Here is a 20,867-nt window from a genome sequence, read left to right as displayed (position 1 = left end):
ATTAAGACAAAACCCACAATTCCGACAAAATCATGTCAACTCATACGCCTATTTTATCTCTGTTAGTTCCCCTCGTATTACTAGGGTTAATTATTCTGGCTGCCGTATTTTTCAGCCAGCAAAAAAACTAACACACTTGAGAGTCTGACGGTCAAGCAAAGCCGGAGCGGGATAGCAGCGACCAGTGTTAAATCTGAAGCTGCTAAACCCGCTCACTTATGGCAACTTTTCCAGTCAATTAGGAAGCGACACGAGCGGCTGTGCGAGGTCTTCTGCGTCCGGTAGCTGGCTGAGGAGTTTCCGTAGTAGAAGAAGCGGTAGAATCAGGACTTTCTTCGGGAGTTTGCATCAACACCACTAACAGAGGATTGCTTTGTAACTCACGCCGCAACAAACGAGCGATCGCTCTTTCAATCTCGGTGCGTACCCCCACCCAATCAATTTGATTACCTTCGCCATTACCAAAGGAGCGGCTCAACTCAGACCAGCGATCGCTTAAAGTCGCCTCAATCACCTTAACAATCTGTTGTTTAAAGGTAGCCTGATCAGCAGTCATCACCACCCCTTTCAGGTGAGTTTCAGGAATAGCCAAAAGTTTCCCCTCATCACTAACAGCGACCGCTACAGTAATTAAGCCATCTTCAGCCAACTGTTGGCGTTCTTTCAGGACATCATCACGCACAAACCCAGTGCGGGAGGAATCGACCGGCTCAATACCAGAAGGAACTTTACCACCAACGCGAATGGAATTTTCGGTCAACTCCACCACATCACCGTTATTGATAATCACCATATTTTCCCGTGGAATACCCATGCTTTGAGCGGTTTTGCTGTGTTGTACTAACATCCGATGTTCACCATGTACAGGAACAAAAAACTTAGGACGAGTCAACGCCAACATCAGTTTATGGTCTTCCTGACAACCATGACCGGAAACATGAATACCATGATGGCGGCCATAAACCACATTAGCACCCTGCATCATCAACTTATCAATAGTATTGACAACCGCAATGGTATTTCCGGGAATTGGGTTAGCAGAAAAGATAATTGTATCCCCTTGTTTAATGCTAATTTGTCGGTGAGCGCCATTAGCAATTCTGGTCATCGCCGCCAAGGGTTCACCCTGGGAACCTGTGGTTAAAATCAACACTTTTTCGTCAGGTAAACTGCGAATAGCATTGAGAGGAATAAACAGATTATCAGGACATTTTATATAACCTAAATTCCGAGAATGAGCGATGACATTTAACATCGATCGCCCTACCACAGCCACAGAGCGCCCTAATTTTTGAGCAATACTCAGAATAATATTTACCCGGTGAACGGACGAAGCGAAAGTCGTCACCAACACCCGTCCAGAAGCGGTCGCCATAATTCTTTCCAGATTCGGATAAACGGAAGCCTCCGAGGGAGTAAACCCAGGCACTTCCGCGTTAGTCGAATCACTCAGCAGACAGTGAACCCCTTTTTCCCCATATTCAGCCAACCGCTGAAAATCGAAAAATTCGCCATCAACGGGGGTATGATCCACCTTAAAGTCTCCCGTGTGGATAACTACTCCCACTGGGGTATTAATTGCTACGGTAAAACTATCAGCGATTGAGTGAGTATTGCGGATATATTCCACCAGGAAGTTTTTGCCAATACGCACTATATCGCGAGGTCTTACTGTTCTTAATTCAGTGCGATCGCTCACCCCCGCCTCTTCTAGTTTACCATGAAGCAGAGCCATGGCTAATCTCGGACCATAAATCACGGGAATATCAAACTGTTTCAGGTGAAAAGCAATCCCACCGATATGGTCTTCGTGACCGTGGGTGACAATCATACCCTTAATTTTATCCCGATTTTCCCGCAGGTAGGTGACATCTGGTAAAACTATATTTACCCCGTGCATTCCATCGGTCGGGAAGGCTAAACCAGCATCTAGGATGATGATTTCATCTTCATACTCAAATACACAGGTATTTTTGCCAATTTCGTGGAGTCCACCCAGGGGAATTATTTTCAATTTCGGATAGTTATCTTCCGGGGTTTGTTCCCGGTTTTTGGGTAAATTATCCAACTTTTTGGTAATTTTCACTGACCTAGCAGAAGGTCTAGTTCTGGTGTAAGATTTGCCGTTGCTTGACATAATGATACCTCATTAATTACTTAGTTTTCCATGGTTGATTTTTCCCGGTTTCAACAACCTTTTATAAGTATCAATTGACTAGCAATCAACACCTAGGAATCATCACAGCTATTCAATTGTCTGAAACTCAGATTTAGATTTTTCTTTGATTTACCGAGTTTCAATCAAACCCAATTCTCCCAAAACTCCCTTGACCTTTTCAATCACTTCCGGGGATGGTTCACACATAGGAGACCGACTCAGACCCACATTCCAGCCCAACAATTTCAGAGCCGCTTTAATCGGAATAGGATTAGTAGTGATAAACAACGTTTTAAACAAACTGAAGAGTTTGATATGAATTTCCGTTGCTTCCTGCACCCGACCCGCTTCAAACATCTGGATCATATCTTGAATTTGCTTCCCTACCAGGTGACTCGCTACGCTCACCACCCCAGTCCCGCCCACTGCTAACAGTGGCAAAGTCAGGGAATCATCCCCAGAATATATCTGAAACTCTTTAGGTGTCAACTGCCTAATTTGACTAGCTTGGTCTAGGCTGCCACTAGCCTCTTTAATAGCCACAATATTAGGAACCGATGCCAAACGTGCCACGGTTTCGGGCTGGAGATTTTGTCCGGTACGCCCAGGAATATTATATAACACAATCGGCAAATCTGCACAAGCTGAGGCGATCGCCAAAAAGTGTTGATACAATCCCTCCTGGGGAGGCTTATTGTAATAGGGAACCACCTGCAAAGAACCATCTACCCCCAGTTTAGCTGCTTTCTGAGTGGCGGCGATCGCCTCCTGGGTAGAATTCGACCCTGTACCAGCAATCACCTTAGCCTTACCCGCCACAGCCTGCTGAACCACCTTAAACAACTCATGTTCTTCATCCCAAGTCAGAGTCGGAGACTCTCCAGTGGTTCCACACACAACCAGAGTATCACTGCCATTAGCCGCCAAGTGAGCCGCCAGCCGCTCTGCTTCTGCATAGTTAATGCTACCATCTTCCCAAAACGGCGTTACCATTGCCGTCATTACTCTGCCAAAACTTACCATTTCTTTTGTGTCAATTGTGCCGTATAGTTAGCCGTCTTGTTCTCAGTTATTCCACCCCACACGGGGGACTTACAGAAGGTCTTTACTTACCAATAATTCAGCAATTTGGACTGCATTTAAAGCCGCTCCCTTGCGAACTTGATCGCCACACAGCCATAATTCCAACCCACAGGGGTGAGAAAGATCCTGGCGGATACGACCCACCAAAACCGGATCGCAGCCCGTTGCATCAATAGGCATTGGGAAATAATTAGCCTGCCAGTCTTCCACCAACTTTACCCCTGGGGCTTGACTCAGGACATCCCGCGCCTTAGCCACATCAAAAGGCTGCTCAAACTCTAAGTTAATCGCCTCGGAGTGGGCACGGAGTACGGGAACCCGTACACAAGTCGCGGAAACTCTCAACTTGTCATCACCAAAAATTTTCCGCGTCTCATTAATCATTTTCATCTCTTCCTCACAATAGCCTAAATCATTGATAGGCGAGTTGTGGGGAAACAGATTAAAAGCCAAGGGGTAGGGGAATATTTCCGCCTGGGGAGTTTCTCCCTGTAAAATCGCCCTGGCTTGGGTTTTCACCTCCTCCATAGCCCTGGCTCCCGCACCACTAGCGGATTGATAAGTAGATACTACTATACGCCGCAGTGGTTGTACCTGATACAGGGGCCAAACTGCCACATTCATCAAAATAGTAGTGCAGTTAGGATTCGCAATAATCCCCTGATGATTAACTACTGCTTCTGGGTTCACTTCCGGCACCACCAAGGGAACTTGGGGGTCCATGCGGAAGGCACTGGAGTTGTCCACTACAACCGCCCCGGCTGCTACAGCTTTGTGAGCCCATTGCTTAGAAGTAGATCCTCCGGCGGAAGCCAATACCAAATCTACCCCATCAAAACTGCGATCGCCAACTGCTTCTACTGTCAGTTGCTCTCCTCCAAAACGGAGACTATTTCCCGCCGAACGGGGAGAAGCCAATAGCTTCAACTCTGACAGGGGAAAATCACGACTCAAAAGCAATTCCAGCAACTCGGTTCCCACGGCTCCGGTCGCGCCCAAAATAGCAACTCTATAGGATTTTGACAAATTGACTTCCTCCCTGGAACTTTAGACAATCGATCATCTGAGAATCAATCAGAAATTTTAATAATATATAAGGCTAATCAGTCTTGTATCTATACTAGAGGCTATTATATCGGTAACTGCGACAGTTGATGTGACGGTCAATAGCGATCGCTACCCATTTCGACCCATCTACTGATAGCATCAAATATTGGCTAGTCTATCAATTATAGTCCTCCAGAGTTAAAATCGTGGTACAGAAACAATGACACTACCATACCACGAACTGTCAGCATCTGGAAGCAAACAGTCTAGGCTTTAGGGCCAGACAGCAGTTTAGATAGCTCGCTTTCCTTAGTCCGCGCTTAAACAAGGTACATCAAAGGTACATCATGAAAGTAACCCAGGAAAAACTTCCCGCCAGCCAAGTTGGGCTGGATATCGAAATTTCTCCAGAAATCTCCAAAAAAGCCTATGAGAAGGTAATCAACCAATATGCTCGTTCTGCCAATATTCCTGGGTTCCGAAAAGGCAAAGTCCCCCGCCATATCCTAGTGCAGCGACTAGGACCCTCTAGGATTAAAGCGGCGGCCCTCGATGATTTGATGCAGGAATATTTCCCAAAAATTGTTGAAGAAGAGAAAATTCCGGCTATTGGCAGTTTTGAAGTAATTGGCAATATTGAAGAACTGATCGAACAGTACGAACCTGGTCAACCCATCACCATCAAAGCGGCTGTAGATGTCGAACCAGAAGTTAAACTCAACAAGTACCAGGATTTTCAGGTCCAAGCTGAAGAGGTCAAATTTGATCCGCAGCAAGTTGATGAGATCCTCGAACGTGAACGGGTGAAAATGGCAACCTTAGTCCCGGTGGAAAACCGACCCGCTCAAAAAGGTGATACAGCCTATGTTGACTTTAAGGGATACTTTACCCCCACCGGAGCAACTGAACCCCAAGAAATTGAAGGGGGACAAGGTGATAACTACCAAGTGGAACTCACGGAAGGTCAGTTTATCCCTGGCTTTACCGAAGGCATTGAAGGCATGAGTCCTGGGGAAACTAAAGAGTTAAACATTGAGTTTCCGGCTGACTATGGTAAACCGGAATTGGCTGGATGTCCCGCTACTTTTAACATTACTCTACTGGAACTTAAAGAAAAAGAGTTGCCAGAGTTGGACGACGATTTTGCGGCTGAAGTGAGCGAGTTTGAGACTTTGGCAGAACTGCGGGAGTCCCTAGAAAAGCGTTTTCAGGAAGAAAAAGCTGAACAAACTACGGCGAATAAACACAAGGCTTTGGCTGAGGCTTTAGTGGCAGAAATGGAAGTGGAATTGCCGGAAACCCTCATTAGGGAAGAAGTAGACCGCCTCTTGACTCAGCAGGCTATGCAGTTGAGTAATATGGGCATTGACCTTAAACAACTGTTTAACAGTGAAACTGTACCACGGATGCGAGAACATCTGCGCCCTGATGCGATCGCTCAACTCAAGGAAACTTTGGCTATCAAAGAAGTCGCTAAACAACAGTCCATCACTATCACCGAGGAGGAAATTCAAGCTAAGTCCGAAGAAATGATGGAGCAACTTCAAGGCCAAGAAGTGAACCTCGATCGCCTACGCATGGTGGTTACTGATGACCTGATTAGCCAAAAGACTTACCAATGGCTCGAAGAACATTCCACCATTGAATTAGTCCCTGAAGGTACTTTGACCCCAGAGGAAGAAGAACCAGAAGATTCAGAAGATTCAGAAGAAGTGGTCGTCGCTGAAGCTGAAGTCGTTACCGACTAGCTATTTGACCACCAGTGGGCTCAGGTGCCAAAATTCTGGAAAAGCGCTAATATGGAGTGGGGGAAAGAAAGGCGATCGCACTAATTTTCAGTCCGTTGCTCTGTTCTTCTCCCCCAACAATCACCTCGCGCCCGTCCCTAACATTTTCAATTAACTGTACATTAACCGTAAAACCACCATAAGATTAAATTACCATCCGCTTTATGATGATCTCTGAGTATTCCCGTGATTCCATTGGCAGCACCCGTAACAGCCACATAATTAGTGGTTCACAACCAGTTACTATTAACTCATCTGCAGCGGGTGTCATTCCCATGGTAGTTGAACAGTCGGGAATGGGAGAAAGGGCTTTTGACCTCTATTCCCGTCTACTACGCGATCGCATTATTTTTCTGGGAACACCCATTGACGATGAAGTAGCCAATGCCGTAAGCGCCCAAATGTTGTTTTTGGAATCAGAAGATCCCGAAAAAGATATCCAACTTTACATCAACTCCCCTGGCGGTTCAGTCACCGCAGGTATGGGAATTTACGACACCATGCAACAAATTCGCCCCGATGTGGTGACAATATGTTATGGATTAGCCGCCAGTATGGGCGCATTTCTCCTCGCTTCCGGTACCGCTGGGAAACGGATGTCCTTACCTAGCTCTCGCATTATGATTCACCAACCCCTCGGAGGCGCTCAAGGACAGGCAATAGACATAGAAATTCAAGCCAAAGAAATTCTCTATCACAAGCACACCCTGAATACACTCTTAGCCCAACATACCGGCCAACCCATAGAGCGCATTAATGCTGATACCGAGAGAGACTTTTTTATGTCTGCCGCCGAAGCTCAAGAATATGGTCTAATAGATAATGTGATCCTAAAACAGAATCTTCCGGTTCCCGGAGAATCTGTTAGCGCAACATAAAACGAGGCAATTATGTCTAAGTACGACTCCCATTTGAAGTGTTCCTTCTGTGGCAAGTCCCAGGAGCAGGTTCGCAAGTTAATTGCAGGGCCAGGAGTCTACATCTGCGATGAATGCGTGGAACTGTGTAACGAAATTTTGGACGAGGAGCTATTTGACCCCAATTCAGCTCCTCCCACTCCCCAGGCTCCCCGCCCCCAAGCAGCCCCTAGCCCTAAACGTCGCCACACTCCCAGTCGAGTCGCCTTAAATCAAATTCCTAAACCGAGGGAAATTAAGGCCTACCTAGATCATCATGTCATTGGTCAGGATGATGCCAAAAAAGTCCTGTCAGTGGCTGTTTACAACCACTACAAGCGTCTAGGCTTTATCCCAGGTCATAGACAAGGTGATGATCAGATCGAACTGCAAAAATCCAATATTTTGCTAATTGGTCCCACTGGGTGCGGTAAAACTCTATTGGCGGAAACTCTCGCTAAAATGCTGGATGTTCCCTTTGCGGTCGCTGACGCTACCACCCTCACTGAGGCGGGTTATGTTGGGGAAGATGTAGAAAATATCCTCCTGCGACTCCTACAAGTGGCTGATTTTGATGTGGAAGAAGCCCAGCGCGGCATTGTCTATATCGATGAAATCGATAAAATTGCCCGTAAGAGTGAAAACCCCTCCATTACTAGAGATGTCTCCGGTGAAGGTGTCCAGCAAGCGTTATTAAAAATGCTGGAGGGAACTACTGCTAATGTTCCTCCCCAAGGGGGTCGTAAGCATCCTTATCAAGATTGCATTCAAATTGATACTAGCAACATCCTATTTATTTGCGGCGGCGCTTTTGTAGGGCTTGAGAAAATTATTGAGCAAAGAAGCGGTAAAAAGTCTATGGGCTTTGTCCACTCCGGCCAAGAAGTCACCCCAGACAAAGACAAAAAAGATGCAGAAGCTCTCAAAGGTATCGAGCCTAATGATTTGGTTAAGTTTGGCTTAATTCCAGAGTTGATCGGTCGTATTCCTATGGTGGCAGTTCTCGATCCTCTGGATGAGAAAACTTTGATGTCAATTCTCACGGAACCCCGCAGCGCTTTGGTTAAACAATATCAAAAATTGCTGCGTATGGATAATGTGCATCTGGAGTTTGACGCTGACGCTATTCGGGCGATCGCTCAAGAAGCCTTCCGCCGTAAAACTGGCGCTCGTGCTTTGCGCGGTATCGTGGAAGAGTTGATGCTAGACGTTATGTATGAGCTGCCTTCCCGTAAAGATGTTAAACGATGTATGGTTACTCAGGAAATGGTTGAAAAGCGATCGACCGCTGAATTGCTCGTCCACCCTTCCTCATTGCCTAAGCCCGAATCCGCTTAATCTGATACATTTACGCGACATTTATCCGGCTATTGCCTGACAATGCGACGATAGCACTATTACCCGTTAAGGTAACAGAGGCGGTATCCCGCAAAGCTTTTAGAAAGATTCCAAAAGCACCGTTCCAGTCCCTGGGTAGAGTGAACCCGCACTCAGGACATCGGAACACTTTTGAGCCACCTAGCTGGGAATGCACATGACCACAGTGAGTACAGGTTTTGCTGGTGTATTCTTCCGTCACATCTACAACTGTGGTTCCAGTTATTTCCCCTTGATGTCTCAGGGTTAGTTTGAATCGATAATGCGCCCATGTCAGCATGGCTCGGGCAGTCTTAGACCTGATTAGACGCTTCACCTTGGCAACCATATCGGAAGTCTCGAAGGTGGGCAAAAAAATTAGGCTGTAGTTGTGAGTCAAGTAGTGAGCAATTTGTTTGTGGGCTTCATCCACTAAATTCCGGATTTTAGTTCTCATTCGTTGAGCCGCTTGCCTCATCCGTCGCCTTCTTGAACGACAGGGTTCCTTGGCGATTCGGCTCATCAAATCATCCAAATGTTGACATAGCCTAGTAATGCGTCCAATATCCCCGGAGCCCAATTCCAGAAACCGAGAGCCATCAAACCCAGTTATGAAAGTTCGCACACCCGGGTCTAATGCAATTACGCCATTCGCTTCAGTTGGGGTAACGGCAACTGGTTCAGGGAAAATCGCCAACCATCGACCTTTGGTAAACACCAACTGAGTCCCTTGCCCGCAAGTTTTAGGGATGGGTTCGGAAACCATGAAAGTTAATCCTTTCGTGAGTCTTGGATACCAACTCCCTGAAGAGAAATTAGTATTATTGAACTTAATCCCTTGAGAGCTGTCACGACAACTTCTAAACCTGGCATCAGGACTGGCTGAAAAGGCGAGATAGGCATCAAAGATGGCATTTTGCCGAATGTGGCAGGGTGTTTCTTTGACCCATTCGGGTAAGTCACTCTGCATCACTTTATTGCGTAACTTTAACTTGCTTAGTCGTTTACCACTCCGGGATAATGCAATTGCTTGGTTGTAGCAATACCGACAAGCAGCCAGCCATTTACGCCAGACTTGATTTAGCTCGGGGCTGGGGTAAATCCGGATCTTCTTTGACCTGAGTTTTGTATTTACTCCGTCGGTATAATCGGGAACTGAAGCAGTGGAGGATGGCGAGGATGTCCTCAACCATTTCTGGTTCTGGACTGAGACTTGTCTCGTTGAGAACCATGAGTGAGCACCTGTTTTGCTCACAGAGCCATCGAAACCAGTCAAATCCCCATATTGCCAATCGGTCTGGGTGGGCAACGACAACCATGCCGACATCTCCTGACAAGACTTGTCCCAGTAAGGCCAGCATTTTCTTTCCCTTTCCCTTGAAGTTGAGCCCGCCTCCGATTTCTGAGACGACTTCTGCTTCGGGGTAGAGGTTGGACAGTGCGGCCACCTGTCGGTTGAGGTCTGACTGCTGGGCGCGGCTACTAACTCTGGCATAGATAACGACTTTGCGTTTGTCACTGCCTGATATGGAATCAGAATATGACTCAACGTTGTATCGTCGTTGCCCAGCGGGGGTTCTGATGGTCTCGATTGAGCCATTTTTGTCCCATCTGCGGAGTATTCTTTCATGGACTCCAAGGATTTGAGCCGCTTCCTTGGGTTTGACATATCTGGCAATAGGTTTATCCTCAACTCTTCTCGCTTCTTATACCATATTGCCCTAAAATATTAACCTAATTTGAGATTAAATCATGCTCTCTCTCTGGTTTAAGGAAGATCCAAAAATGAGTTCTTGAACCTAACTCCCATTGGCTTCCTTACAGGGGGCTGCCTAATTACTGTTAAGAATTGTTACGATTTTATTGATAATTACTGGCAAAAGGTTGACGAAATTATAGGGGTTGTAGTACCATATAAGAAATAGCACCCAAGGGCTTACTGTGTCTAATGCCAAAAATAGAGGCTAAAACCCCCATTGCGTCGCCCACTTGATAATTTGCTGACCAGATTTTAAAACTGGCGATGCACGAGTTTTCAGTAATTTAGGGTCTTTCCAAATTTACCCTCTTGACAAAAAACTAATTTTGTGCATAGACTCAGACAGCGATAATCCCAAAAATTGACTTAGCACTCCCCCAAACCTATAATTTTTAACACTGATGAATATTAACTACCTTTTGCCATTTCTAAACATGGAGAAATCGGCAAAGTTTATCGGTCGGGAATAGATAAGGCTTCCCATGCTTGTGGTGCTTTAGAAGCAATTGTTAAGGAGTTAGAATCTGGTTATCTGCAATTAATGACGGATATGCAGGATATTGAGCAATCTATCATCCGTCAAAAAATCATTTCGGCGCTTAAATATGGGGATAAACCTAATCTAGTAGAAATGACTCAGTTGGCTAGTAAAATTATTTCAGAAGATGTAGAAAAGTTGTTATCTCTGGTGGATAATTTCGTGTTTAATTATGGGGTTATGACGGGGATTCAGATTCACGGCCCGATGGATACTCATTGGATTTATCCCCATGATTTTTATCTAGTTAGTTCTCAGTTACCAGGAGGCAAGAAAAACCTATTTTTGTAGGTTGATAGCAGCTAACCCACGGGTGAACTGGAAAGAACTGATGCGATCGCTTTGAAAAACTCAGCACATCAGTTCTCAGGCGGCGGGAAAATTAGATATCCAAATCAGTGATATCCAAACGAGGAGCATGATCCTCGATAAACTGGCGACGAGGCGCAACCCGATCGCCCATTAACACGGTAAAGATGTGGTCAGCCTCCGCCGCATCCTCAATTTCCACCCGTTTAATGCTGCGAGTTTCCGGGTTCATCGTTGTGTCCCAGAGTTGATTCGGCATCATTTCCCCCAACCCTTTAAAGCGTTGGATGGTGTAATTAGCATTATCGGGGAACTCCGCCAATTGTTGCTGCAATTGTTGCTCATTATAGCAATAGTAGTGATTGCGTCCCCGTTCCACCTTATAAAGAGGCGGACAGGCGATATAAATAAAACCCTGAGCAACCAACTCTCGCTGATAGCGATAGAAAAAGGTTAACAGCAAAGTCCGAATATGAGCGCCATCAACATCAGCATCAGTCATAATGATCACTTTGTGATAGCGCAACTGAGACGGGTCAAACTCCTCCCCCTTAATACCCAATCCCAAAGCGGTAATTAGTGATTGAATCTCATTATTTTTGTAGATTTTCGCATCATCGGTTTTCTCAATGTTCAGAATCTTACCACGCAGGGGTAAAATCGCCTGAGTACGGCGATCGCGTCCTTGTTTAGCGCTACCACCCGCACTATCTCCCTCAACCAAAAAGATTTCCGACTCTTCCGGGTCACGGCTGCTACAGTCTGCCAACTTTCCTGGTAACGGAGAAGATTCTAACACAGATTTGCGGCGCACCAAATCCCGCGCGCGCCGTGCTGCTTCCGCCGCCTTAAAAGCCTGAATAGCCTTCTCTAAAATGGCATCAGCCACATTAGGGTTAAAATCCAGAAACTCAGTCAGAACCTCGCCGACCAGGGAATCGACAATTCCGCGAACTTCGGTATTTCCCAGCTTAGTTTTGGTTTGTCCCTCAAATTCCGGGTCAGGAACCTTAACAGAAATCACCCCAGTCAAACCTTCCCGGACATTTTCCCCCCCCAGGTTAGGCTCATTATCCTTAATCTTATTACGCTTACGGGCGATCGCATTCATGGTGCGAGTCAGAACAGTTTTCAGCCCTTCCAAATGGGTACCACCATCAACGGTGCGGATATTGTTAGCAAAACCCAAAATCGTGTCGCTGTAGGCATCAACACACCACTGTAGAGCCACTTCCACCTGAACATTATTGCGTTCACCAGACACATAAATAGTATCTTCGTGGAGAGCCTGCTTTTCCCGGTTCATGTAGGTAACATATTCCTTAATGCCCCCCTCGTAACAGTAACTCTCAACCTTAGCCTCTTCCCGTTTGAGTAACTCCAGCCTGTTATCGGTGAGAGTAATGCGTACTCCTGCATTCAGATAAGCCAGTTCCCTTAAACGGCTGGCAATGGTATCATATTCAAACTCTATCCCCGTGGTGAAAATCTTGGTATCGGGTTTAAAGCAGACAGAAGTTCCCGTTTGGGTTTCTTTGCTAGAGTGTTCCTCTAGTTCTGTGACCGGAACCCCTCGCTCGTAGCGTTGAACGTATCGTTTGTGGTCTCGTAATACTGTTACTTCCACCCATTCTGATAGAGCGTTCACAACGGAGATACCCACCCCGTGTAAGCCGCCTGATACCTTATAGCCACCGCCGCCGAACTTTCCTCCTGCATGGAGAACAGTCATTACGGTTTCTAGGGCTGATCTGCCCGTTTTGGAGTGGGTGTCAATGGGGATACCTCGACCATCGTCAGTTACTCTGACGGAGTTATCTGGGTTGATCTCAACTTCGATGTGCGTGCAATAGCCAGCTAACGCCTCATCAACGGAGTTATCAACAACCTCATAAACTAAGTGGTGAAGGCCGCGCGGTCCGGTAGAACCAATATACATCCCCGGACGTTTGCGGACTGCTTCAAGACCTTCAAGAACTTGGATCTGGTCTGCTGAGTACGTGCTGGTCATCTAAAAACTGCTCCAATAATGGCGCTGAAGCCCAGGGGCTTCAAAAATGATAAATATAGCCAAAATTGTAACACAAAAGGGTTATAGACGAGATTAGGGCAGGCTAAATTAAAGTTTGGATATGGGATATACCAATCATACAATCGACGATGAGCAACTTTTCACTCCTCCAACTGGGGTGATTGTGGTTTGTGGCGCGACGGCTACGGGAAAATCGGGTTTGGCGTTAACTTTGGCTAAACGCCTGGAAACGGTGATTCTCAGTGCGGACTCACGCCAAGTATACCGGGAGTTTGACATCGGAACTGCTAAACCTACTTTAGCAGAAAGGGAACAAGTCCCCCATTATCTGATTGATATCTGCGATCCGACGGAAACCCTAACTCTAGCAGATTATCAGGATCGGGCTAATCAGTTAATTGGCCAATCCCATATATTAGCGCCACGGGGTAAGCCTTTACTTCTGGTGGGAGGAACTGGGTTATATATTAAGGCGATCGCCGCTGGTTTGAAAATTCCCAGAGTTCCACCACATCCCCAATTGCGATCGCAACTCACGGCTTTGGGTCAACCTTTCGCATACAGCCTTTTACAGCAAGTTGATCCTGTCGCCGCCCAAAAAATTCACCCTAATGATGCTGTACGCACCCTCAGAGGCTTAGAAGTTTATTATGTCACGGGACAAACCATCTCAGCCCAACAAGGAGAAAACCCCCCTAATTACCCGATTTTGCAGTTGGGTCTAACCTGTCAAGACCCACTTACCCTCACCCGTCGCATCTGCGATCGCACCGAGGCTATGATAGAATCTGGCTTGGTGGCGGAAGTGCAACGTTTAGGCGATCGCTACGGTAAAGATTTACCCCTATTGAAAACTTTAGGCTATCAAGAGATTAGCCAATACCTAGCTGGCGATATTACCCTCGCCACCGCCAAAGAATTGACAGTTTTGCATACTCGCCAATTTGCTAAACGACAAAACACCTGGTTTAAGGCTATTCCTCAAATTCACTGGTTTGATGCTGATAGTACCAACTTAATAGACCAAGTTTGGGAAACTATTAACCGTTTTTTAACTTATCATTAACCTATAGAGATTAAAGCCCCTCACTCACCCTAACTTGAGGATAAATGAGGAGTAACTTGGAAAACAAGGAGAGAATTACATCACCCTCCAATTGTATCACAAGTGATTGAGTTTTAGTGGCGGACAAACAGATTCACTAGGCTATAAGTATTTTAGCCCACTATATTAGCTATCCGCCGCATCAGAAACATCCTCAATAGTCCGTTGTGCAGACTTTTTAGCCTCTCCCACCTTTTCCTTAACCACATCGGTAGCATCTTCTAATTGTCGTTTGGCTTCCTTAGTCATATCTCCACCTTCCTGCTTAACTACATCAGCAGCATCTTCTAATTGTCGCTTGGCTTCCTTAGTCATATCTCCACCTTCTTCCTTAACTACACCCGCAGCCTCTTCCACCTTAGTCTGTACTTCTGCGGCTAGGTCTTCAAGTTCCTGACGAAAATCACTCAAGTTTTCTGCTACATCTTCCTGATACTGATCCGCTTGTGAATTATTGTAACTAGCAGTTTCAGTGTTGCTACAAGCTGCTGTCACCAATAGTAAAGTCACCGCCATTAACACCGTCACCAAATGATCTAATCTCAGAGACTTCATAAAATCAGACAATCGTTTCATCAAAAAACCCATTAAATTAACTGCAATTGTAGACAAAAAATAAGTTTATCTATCATTTAGAATCACAAATTATGGGCTATTTTGTATCTATCATAAGGTAGAAATTTGGTGATTTTATAGGTATTGATACCCGCGATTGTCTTGATACCTAGCGGGAAAATCTAACTATGTCAATTCCTCCCGTAGCTATAGCGATCGCCATGACAATTGAGAAACGGCGTGATACATACCCTGTAGATAATCTGCCATTTCCTCTATTTCTAAAGCCACAATACTATAGTCCAGTAAAACTTGACGGGTGGGGGTTTCATCTTCGCGGTTCGCCAATTCGATTAAGCGTTTTTGTTGTAGACCCTTGAGGTAAAGCTGAAACTGTTGCGATGGCGTAACTGTATCGGGAATAGGGGGGAGAGGACTTTGAGATTTTAGGGAAGTTTCCAATTGTGACAACCCCAAATCAATGCGACTGACAAAGGTTTCTAATTCTGGGTGAGGGTCTGTACCACTAAAATCATTTAATTGGTCAATTAGAACAGTGATAGCGCGACTGAACCGAGTTAAGTTAGTCATCAGAGTTAAAGCTATTTCAATTTGGAGTTGGGAAGTTTGCGGGTCATCAATGAGTTTTTGTAGAGAAATTTGGGCGTTAAATTGAGCGAGTCTATTCTGGTGGCGCTGTTTATTGATAGCCTGATAATCGGGAGATTTATTAGACAAGTAAGACATCATGACTATCTGGAAATAATCCCGACTACAGCTAATAGCATTAGTGGCTAGTCTCCAGAATTGTTGTTCCTGGCGATCGCGAAATAGAAAGAATGCAGCCATAAAAGCTAACCCAGAACCAATTAAAGTAGCAATCACTCGCAGAGTCGCGATCCAAGCATTCTCAAAAGTTCGGCTTTGTTCGAGAGTTACAGCATATACAGTAATCAAAAAAACGGCTACTCCATAGTTAAACCTGAGTAAGGAGAAAGCCACGGAAACGGACACAATAGCAATGGCTTCTAAGCCTGCTTGGGTGTAAATAAACACAGTTAATATAGGGGTCATTAACGCACCCAAAACTGTGCCTAAAATTCGTTGAAAAAAGCGGCGAAATGTGCTACCAAAATCATGCTGTAAAACCAATAATACAGTTAAACTAATCCAGAAGCCTCTGGGGATAGATTCAATAGTAGCGATCGCCACTGCTACTGATGTAGCAATAGCTAGTCTGAGTCCATGACGGAAGATAGCAGAATCGAAACTCAAGTTATCTAACAGAGGTTGAAACCAGGGTTGATCACCTTTTTCTAACAATATAGTTATTTCGGATAATTCCGAGTTATTTTCTCCTGGAATAGTAGTGGGTTTCATTTCCTCGACGACTAAATAGGTTCTTTCCAGTAGAGAAATCAACCTATTTAAGGCTTCGACTAACCGGACAAGAGAAATTAAACTCACATAAGCATCTACCTGATTACCAATAGTTTGACGTTGAAAAGATTGTTGTTCATCTAGGGCTTGGGTAATTTGTTTGAGACGATCACAGTTGAATTTAGCTGGTTGATTGCGGATTTTTTGGACTAAATTTTCCAGGTTAATGACTATTTCTTTAAAAGCCTCATTTAACAATATTTTTACGGTGATATTTTCGGAATTTTGTCGATGGATTCCCGATAACTTAATTAAGGTAGAGATAGCGGTCATCAAGTATTCAATATCTTGAATCAAGATGACTGCAGCTTGTCCGATTTCGGAAGTACCTCGGCGACCTTGGCGGTTGATGACTAAAGCATCTTTAGCCAGTTGTAGTTTTTCTCGCCATCCTTTAACTTGCTGTAATTCGGAGACAGATAGACTGGTAGAATTACTTAAAACTACTTGTATATAATCAGCGATCGCCGTATAACAGTCAGCTATGGCTTTTTTGAGGGGGAGATAAGGTTGTAGGGGCCAAAAAATGAACCATAAAGCGATCGCCCAAATTCCTCCCACCAAACCAATCAACATCCTTTCTCCGGCTACTATGATATCTCCTGGGGGAGTATGAATAGTAAACAGAAATAAAATCCCAGTCACAATTCCCGTCATTATCCCAGGATGTCCGTAAACTGCAGCATATCCTACCGCAAACATCCACAAAAAGGTCATCAGTAATTTTAGCCAAATAATATGGGATACCAAAGTTCCCAAACCAATAGCTAAAAGACCTGCTAACAGGGTAGCGATCGCTGTTTTTGCCCGAATTTTATAAGGGCCACCCACCGCCCCTAAAATAAAAAATACCCCTGTCAAACCTATATAAAATCCCGTCTCTGGATAACCCATTAACCGACCGATTACTAGAGGAAATGCTAAAGCTATACCCGCGCGAATACCTCGGTATGCTTCGATATTTTTTTCAAATTTAAGCAGAAAATTAAACAGGTGATTATTTGCTAAATTCATCAGAATATTTACTCTCAGGAATACACAAGAATTTTTGAGATCATAACTCCGTGATGTCACTAGCCGGAACAGGTCGAGAAAATAAATAACCTTGGGCGGCTTCACAACCGAGTTTTTTCAGCCAGTGGAATTGTTCGGGTGTTTCCACACCTTCAGCAATTACATGAAGTTTCAGTAATTTACTTAAAGCTATAATGGATTTGGCAATCACCTGGTGGCGGTCACTCAAATTGGCGGGACTGACAAAAGAACGGTCAATTTTGAGACTATTAACAGGTAACTGATGCAAATAGCTAAGGGAAGAATAACCTGTGCCAAAGTCATCAATACTTAAACCAATACCTTTGGCTTTAATTTGGTTGAGTAAATCACAGGTTTTTTCAATATTAGCCACTAGCATACTCTCGGTAATTTCCAGGACTAAGCTATTCTGTTTCAAATTATAATTATTTAGCACTTCGTCAAGTTGTTCTAGTAAAAAAATATCTAATTGTTTAACGGAAAGATTCACACTCATCTTTAAAAAATGGTGGGGAAATTGATTTTCCCACTCGGCTAATTGTTGACAAGCTGTGTGTAATAACCATCTTCCCATGGGTATGATTAAACCAGTATTTTCGGCAATGTTAATGAAGTGACCAGGAGCTAAAAGACCCCTTTCTGGATGCTGCCAACGCACCAATGCTTCCAACCCATGAATCCTCTGGTTTTTGATATTAACAATGGGTTGATAATATAAAACTAACTGATTGTTTTCTATGGCTTTGCGGAGGTCATTTTCTAGGTGCATTTGTTGGACAGCTTGGAAGTGCATCAGCGGGTCAAAGATAGCATATCTCCCCCGTCCTTCATGTTTGGCTCGATACATGGCTAAATCGGCATCCCTGAGTAAATCCTCGGCTTTTTCGTGGCGGTTTGTCCGCAAAACTATGCCAATACTACTATTTACAAATACGTCTCTTTCCCCTACTTGTAAAGGTGTCGATCGCAGACTTTCTAAAATTCGTTCTGCTACCAGTATCGCCTCATTGGTCGCCTCTAAATCTTCTAAGATAATCACAAATTCATCCCCTCCTAACCGCGCCAATAAATCAGTATCTCTGACTAGATCTTGGATGATTTTTGCGACTAATGACAGCATTTTATCGCCCATTAAATGACCCAAGCTATCATTAATAACCTTGAAATTGTCTAAATCTAAAAACAGGATGGCTAACTGCAAATTAGGATTATTTTTGGCTCGTTTTAAAGCCATATCTAGACGCGCCATGAGGTGATTACGGTTAGGAAGTCCGGTTAAACCGTCATGGAGGGCATCATATTTTAACTGTTCTTGTGCTTGAATGCGATCGCTAATATCCCTAGATGTACTCTGTAAATGTCTGACCTCTCCTTGGTCATCTAAAATCACTTTGGTGAGAGTTTCTAACCAGATATATTGTCCATTTTTTTGGCGGATTCGATAAATTATTGGACGAGATATTCCCGGTAAAATATTTAGGGAAGATTCCAGAGATACCGGATATAATTGGTCTGGTTGTAAAATATCAGTGGGATTTTTGGCAATCAGTTCCTCTGGGGTATATCCTAGCAATATTTCACGGGAGGTAGTCACATATAAATAACTGCCATCAGCAGCGTGTAAAACAACTTCTTGGTTAAAGTTAAAACGGCGATCGCGTTCTTCTGAGTGAGCCACATCTACCATTAAATCAAGTTGTCCTTCCTCCAGTAATTCTAGGCATTGATTCCACTCACAGGGGATATACTGCAACTGCCAATTTTGCCTCCTTGCTATAGGGTTAAGTAAATCTACCCAGAACCCCGCAGGTTTACCACTTTCATCAATAAAAATCTTGGGTTTATTTTCATATATCCCCACGCGAACTAGATTCTCTGTAGTTGTAGCCGGGGCAGCATACACCCCTAACTGCATAGATATAATTAAGCAACTACTAAACGCTGCAACAAACTTCATTTTCTGGTGATTCATTTTAATTCAGTCTATCATATAATAGATAGTAGCAACCCCATACCAAAATCTGCCCAATCTTCTGCCTAGAGACCAATAGTTGACAGTTTACCCATCCCCAGGAATAATTAATCACTATCAATTACCTCTGGTTACATCTGTTGAACTCAACAGTTAGCCAGAGACAACCTTGTTGGTGTTGAGCAATGGCAATTCTGGAAGCCATCAAAATCGGCTGTCAAAAAATACAACCTTCCCAAACCACAGAGCAACCAACCAGGTGGCTATGGCGTGATTTATCGTTTGAACTAGAACCGGGCATACAATTAGGCTTAGTCGGTGCGACGGGAACCGGAAAAAGTTTATTATTGAGAGCGATCGCCTGCCTTGACCCCCTAGGGGAAGGAGAAATCAGATATTTAGATCGCTCCCTGAGCGCCTGGAATTTGCCCCTGTACCGCTCACAAGTCATTTACCTACATCAACGCCCCATCATGTTCGAGGGTAGCGTAGAAGCCAACCTAAAGGCAGTCTATCAACTGGCGGTTAACTCCCACCGTCGCTATGACCCTCACCGAGTCCGAGACCTACTCGAAACCTTCAACCGACACCCGGAGTTTCTCTACCAACCCGCCGCCAACCTATCAGGGGGAGAAAGTCAAATTGTGGCAATTATCCGATCGCTACAACTAGAACCCACCCTTTTATTATTAGACGAATGTACAGCATCTTTAGACCCGGACACCACCCAAAAAGTGGAAAAGGCGATCGCCTCCTGGTTGGCGGCGAACCCTCAACGCGCTTGTATTTGGACTAGCCACGACCCCCAGCAAATTCAACGAGTTACCAATCAACAACTTATCCTTTCTGAATATGTCGGATGATTACCTTTCCCTCAGTTATGGACAACTAGGCGCATCAGTTTTATTAATTATCATCAACGTCGCCCTATCCCTACAATTACGCCTAGGCTTAGAACGCTCCCTCGCCATAGCCTCACTGCGTTGCGTAGTACAATTATTGTTGGTGGGCTATATCTTAGAATGGTTATTCGCCCTGGATAACCCCTGGGTAGTATTAGCGATCGCCCTATTAATGGCAGCCATAGCCGGAATATCAGCAGTAAACCGAACATCGCGCCGTTTTGCGGGAATCTATTGGCGGAGTTTACTGTCAGTATTAGTATCAGCCCTTTTAATCACCAACCTATCAGTCATCGGCATCATTCAAGTACAACCTTGGTACAATCCCCAATATTTAATCCCTCTGTTGGGAATGATCCTCGGAAACACATTAAACGGAATTTCTTTAGGCTTAGACAGGTTTATGGAAGGAGTCGTCAGTAACCGTAATGGCATTGAAACCCTACTCGCCCTAGGTGCTACCAGGTGGGAAGCCAGCCATAAACAAATTCAGACCGCAGTCCGAACCGGCATGATACCTATGATTAACTCTATGATGGTTATGGGTGTAGTTAGTTTACCCGGTATGATGACTGGTCAAATTTTAGCCGGAGCCAGCCCCCTTGATGCTGTACGCTATCAGATTGTGATTATCTTTGCGATCGCCTCCGCCAGCGCCCTCGGAACTCTCGGAGTCGTCATACTAGCCTGGTTAGCCCTATTCAGTCCCAGTCACCAACTCCTAAGCGATCGCCTTTATCAGATCACCAAAAAATGAGCAGTTGTTATCATGGAACGACTATCACCACTTCTGAAATCTCCTAATTTTGTGTTACGTGAATAGACGATAGCTTGAAAGCCCTGTGGCTTTAGCCCAGGGATGAAAAGCAACGGCGGCTTTAGCCGCATTCTTG

General features: G+C 44.8%; 16 protein-coding genes. 7 read left to right on the top strand and 9 right to left on the bottom strand.

Going from position 1 to position 20,867, the window contains the following annotated elements; genetic code table 11:
* Window positions 1-238: 238 nt before the first annotated feature.
* From XZ46_RS23930 to XZ46_RS23920, 3 genes are all read right to left on the bottom strand, one after another.
* Window positions 239-2,137, bottom strand: coding sequence for a ribonuclease J (locus tag XZ46_RS23930; protein WP_008055361.1), 1,899 nt, complete (start codon window positions 2,135-2,137; stop codon window positions 239-241).
* Window positions 2,138-2,287: 150 nt separating this feature from the next.
* Window positions 2,288-3,181, bottom strand: a complete 894-nt coding sequence (dapA, locus tag XZ46_RS23925) for a 4-hydroxy-tetrahydrodipicolinate synthase (protein ID WP_046318374.1) — start codon at window positions 3,179-3,181, stop codon at window positions 2,288-2,290.
* 69 nt (window positions 3,182-3,250) lie between these two features.
* Entirely contained in the window at window positions 3,251-4,267 is a 1,017-nt protein-coding gene (locus XZ46_RS23920; protein WP_006623567.1) for an aspartate-semialdehyde dehydrogenase, read from the bottom strand.
* A gap of 368 nt (window positions 4,268-4,635) precedes the next feature.
* Here XZ46_RS23920 and tig point away from each other — a divergent pair, with 368 nt between their 5' ends.
* The 3 genes from tig (at window position 4,636) to clpX (ending at window position 8,309) form a co-directional block, all read left to right on the top strand.
* Window positions 4,636-6,036: a trigger factor gene (gene tig, locus XZ46_RS23915; RefSeq protein WP_008055364.1), complete on the top strand. Its 1,401-nt coding sequence runs from the start codon at window positions 4,636-4,638 to the stop codon at window positions 6,034-6,036.
* 203 nt (window positions 6,037-6,239) lie between these two features.
* Window positions 6,240-6,953 carry an ATP-dependent Clp endopeptidase proteolytic subunit ClpP gene (clpP, locus tag XZ46_RS23910; RefSeq protein WP_006623565.1) on the top strand — a complete coding sequence of 238 codons (714 nt, stop codon included), beginning with the start codon at window positions 6,240-6,242 and terminating at the stop codon, window positions 6,951-6,953.
* A 12-nt stretch (window positions 6,954-6,965) separates the two neighbouring features.
* On the top strand, window positions 6,966-8,309 hold the full coding sequence (gene clpX / locus XZ46_RS23905) for an ATP-dependent protease ATP-binding subunit ClpX (RefSeq protein ID WP_006623564.1): 1,344 nt from the start codon (window positions 6,966-6,968) through the stop codon (window positions 8,307-8,309).
* Window positions 8,310-8,319: 10 nt separating this feature from the next.
* On the opposite strand, the gene XZ46_RS23900 is transcribed toward clpX, so the two are convergent.
* Together XZ46_RS23900 and XZ46_RS30945 are read right to left on the bottom strand one after the other, a co-directional pair.
* Window positions 8,320-9,429, bottom strand: coding sequence for an RNA-guided endonuclease InsQ/TnpB family protein (locus XZ46_RS23900; RefSeq protein WP_230428125.1), 1,110 nt, complete (start codon window positions 9,427-9,429; stop codon window positions 8,320-8,322).
* Window positions 9,392-10,006, bottom strand: a complete 615-nt coding sequence (locus XZ46_RS30945; protein ID WP_071829392.1) for an IS607 family transposase — start codon at window positions 10,004-10,006, stop codon at window positions 9,392-9,394. The genes XZ46_RS23900 and XZ46_RS30945 overlap by 38 nt, the downstream gene beginning before the upstream one ends.
* A 504-nt stretch (window positions 10,007-10,510) precedes the next feature.
* On the opposite strand from XZ46_RS30945, the gene XZ46_RS23890 reads away from it, so the two are divergent.
* Window positions 10,511-10,915 (top strand): LCIB family protein, encoded by a 405-nt coding sequence (locus XZ46_RS23890; RefSeq protein ID WP_157883472.1) that lies wholly within the window; start codon window positions 10,511-10,513, stop codon window positions 10,913-10,915.
* A 91-nt stretch (window positions 10,916-11,006) separates the two neighbouring features.
* On the opposite strand, the gene gyrB is transcribed toward XZ46_RS23890, so the two are convergent.
* Window positions 11,007-12,944: a DNA topoisomerase (ATP-hydrolyzing) subunit B gene (gene gyrB / locus XZ46_RS23885; RefSeq protein ID WP_008055288.1), complete on the bottom strand. Its 1,938-nt coding sequence runs from the start codon at window positions 12,942-12,944 to the stop codon at window positions 11,007-11,009.
* 121 nt (window positions 12,945-13,065) lie between these two features.
* Between gyrB and miaA the strand changes: the two genes are divergently transcribed.
* Window positions 13,066-14,031, top strand: coding sequence for a tRNA (adenosine(37)-N6)-dimethylallyltransferase MiaA (gene miaA, locus XZ46_RS23880; protein WP_008055296.1), 966 nt, complete (start codon window positions 13,066-13,068; stop codon window positions 14,029-14,031).
* A gap of 165 nt (window positions 14,032-14,196) precedes the next feature.
* Here miaA and XZ46_RS23875 read toward each other — a convergent pair whose 3' ends face one another.
* The 3 genes from XZ46_RS23875 to XZ46_RS30935 all read right to left on the bottom strand — a co-directional run bounded on the left by XZ46_RS23875 (window position 14,197) and on the right by XZ46_RS30935 (window position 19,057).
* Window positions 14,197-14,646 carry a hypothetical protein gene (locus XZ46_RS23875; RefSeq protein ID WP_228116408.1) on the bottom strand — a complete coding sequence of 150 codons (450 nt, stop codon included), beginning with the start codon at window positions 14,644-14,646 and terminating at the stop codon, window positions 14,197-14,199.
* A gap of 186 nt (window positions 14,647-14,832) precedes the next feature.
* Window positions 14,833-17,079, bottom strand: a complete 2,247-nt coding sequence (locus XZ46_RS23870; RefSeq protein ID WP_008055298.1) for an FUSC family protein — start codon at window positions 17,077-17,079, stop codon at window positions 14,833-14,835.
* A 40-nt stretch (window positions 17,080-17,119) separates the two neighbouring features.
* A complete protein-coding gene (locus XZ46_RS30935; RefSeq protein WP_228116407.1) occupies window positions 17,120-19,057 on the bottom strand; it encodes an EAL domain-containing protein in 1,938 nt (645 codons plus the stop codon).
* 200 nt (window positions 19,058-19,257) lie between these two features.
* On the opposite strand from XZ46_RS30935, the gene XZ46_RS23855 reads away from it, so the two are divergent.
* Together XZ46_RS23855 and XZ46_RS23850 are read left to right on the top strand one after the other, a co-directional pair.
* A complete protein-coding gene (locus XZ46_RS23855) occupies window positions 19,258-19,935 on the top strand; it encodes an ABC transporter ATP-binding protein (protein WP_008055301.1) in 678 nt (225 codons plus the stop codon).
* Window positions 19,925-20,731 carry an ABC transporter permease gene (locus XZ46_RS23850; RefSeq protein ID WP_008055302.1) on the top strand — a complete coding sequence of 269 codons (807 nt, stop codon included), beginning with the start codon at window positions 19,925-19,927 and terminating at the stop codon, window positions 20,729-20,731. Before XZ46_RS23855 ends, XZ46_RS23850 begins: the two co-directional genes overlap by 11 nt.
* Window positions 20,732-20,867 lie beyond the last annotated feature (136 nt).

The organism is Limnospira indica PCC 8005 (genome assembly GCF_000973065.1).
Lineage (GTDB): Bacteria > Cyanobacteriota > Cyanobacteriia > Cyanobacteriales > Microcoleaceae > Limnospira > Limnospira fusiformis.
This window is presented reverse-complemented; position numbering and strand designations above follow the sequence as displayed.

Bases quoted from the DNA above. Each gene is read 5' to 3' on its own strand.
- XZ46_RS23930 (WP_008055361.1), bottom strand. From the start codon at position 2,137: ATGTCAAGCAACGGCAAATCTTACACCAGAACTAGACCTTCTGCTAGG.
- dapA (WP_046318374.1), bottom strand. From the start codon at position 3,181: ATGGTAAGTTTTGGCAGAGTAATGACGGCAATGGTAACGCCGTTTTGG.
- tig (WP_008055364.1), top strand. From the start codon at position 4,636: ATGAAAGTAACCCAGGAAAAACTTCCCGCCAGCCAAGTTGGGCTGGAT.
- clpP (WP_006623565.1), top strand. From the start codon at position 6,240: ATGATGATCTCTGAGTATTCCCGTGATTCCATTGGCAGCACCCGTAAC.
- clpX (WP_006623564.1), top strand. From the start codon at position 6,966: ATGTCTAAGTACGACTCCCATTTGAAGTGTTCCTTCTGTGGCAAGTCC.
- gyrB (WP_008055288.1), bottom strand. From the start codon at position 12,944: ATGACCAGCACGTACTCAGCAGACCAGATCCAAGTTCTTGAAGGTCTT.
- miaA (WP_008055296.1), top strand. From the start codon at position 13,066: ATGGGATATACCAATCATACAATCGACGATGAGCAACTTTTCACTCCT.
- XZ46_RS23875 (WP_228116408.1), bottom strand. From the start codon at position 14,646: ATGAAACGATTGTCTGATTTTATGAAGTCTCTGAGATTAGATCATTTG.
- XZ46_RS23870 (WP_008055298.1), bottom strand. From the start codon at position 17,079: ATGAATTTAGCAAATAATCACCTGTTTAATTTTCTGCTTAAATTTGAA.
- XZ46_RS30935 (WP_228116407.1), bottom strand. From the start codon at position 19,057: ATGAAGTTTGTTGCAGCGTTTAGTAGTTGCTTAATTATATCTATGCAG.
- XZ46_RS23855 (WP_008055301.1), top strand. From the start codon at position 19,258: ATGGCAATTCTGGAAGCCATCAAAATCGGCTGTCAAAAAATACAACCT.
- XZ46_RS23850 (WP_008055302.1), top strand. From the start codon at position 19,925: ATGTCGGATGATTACCTTTCCCTCAGTTATGGACAACTAGGCGCATCA.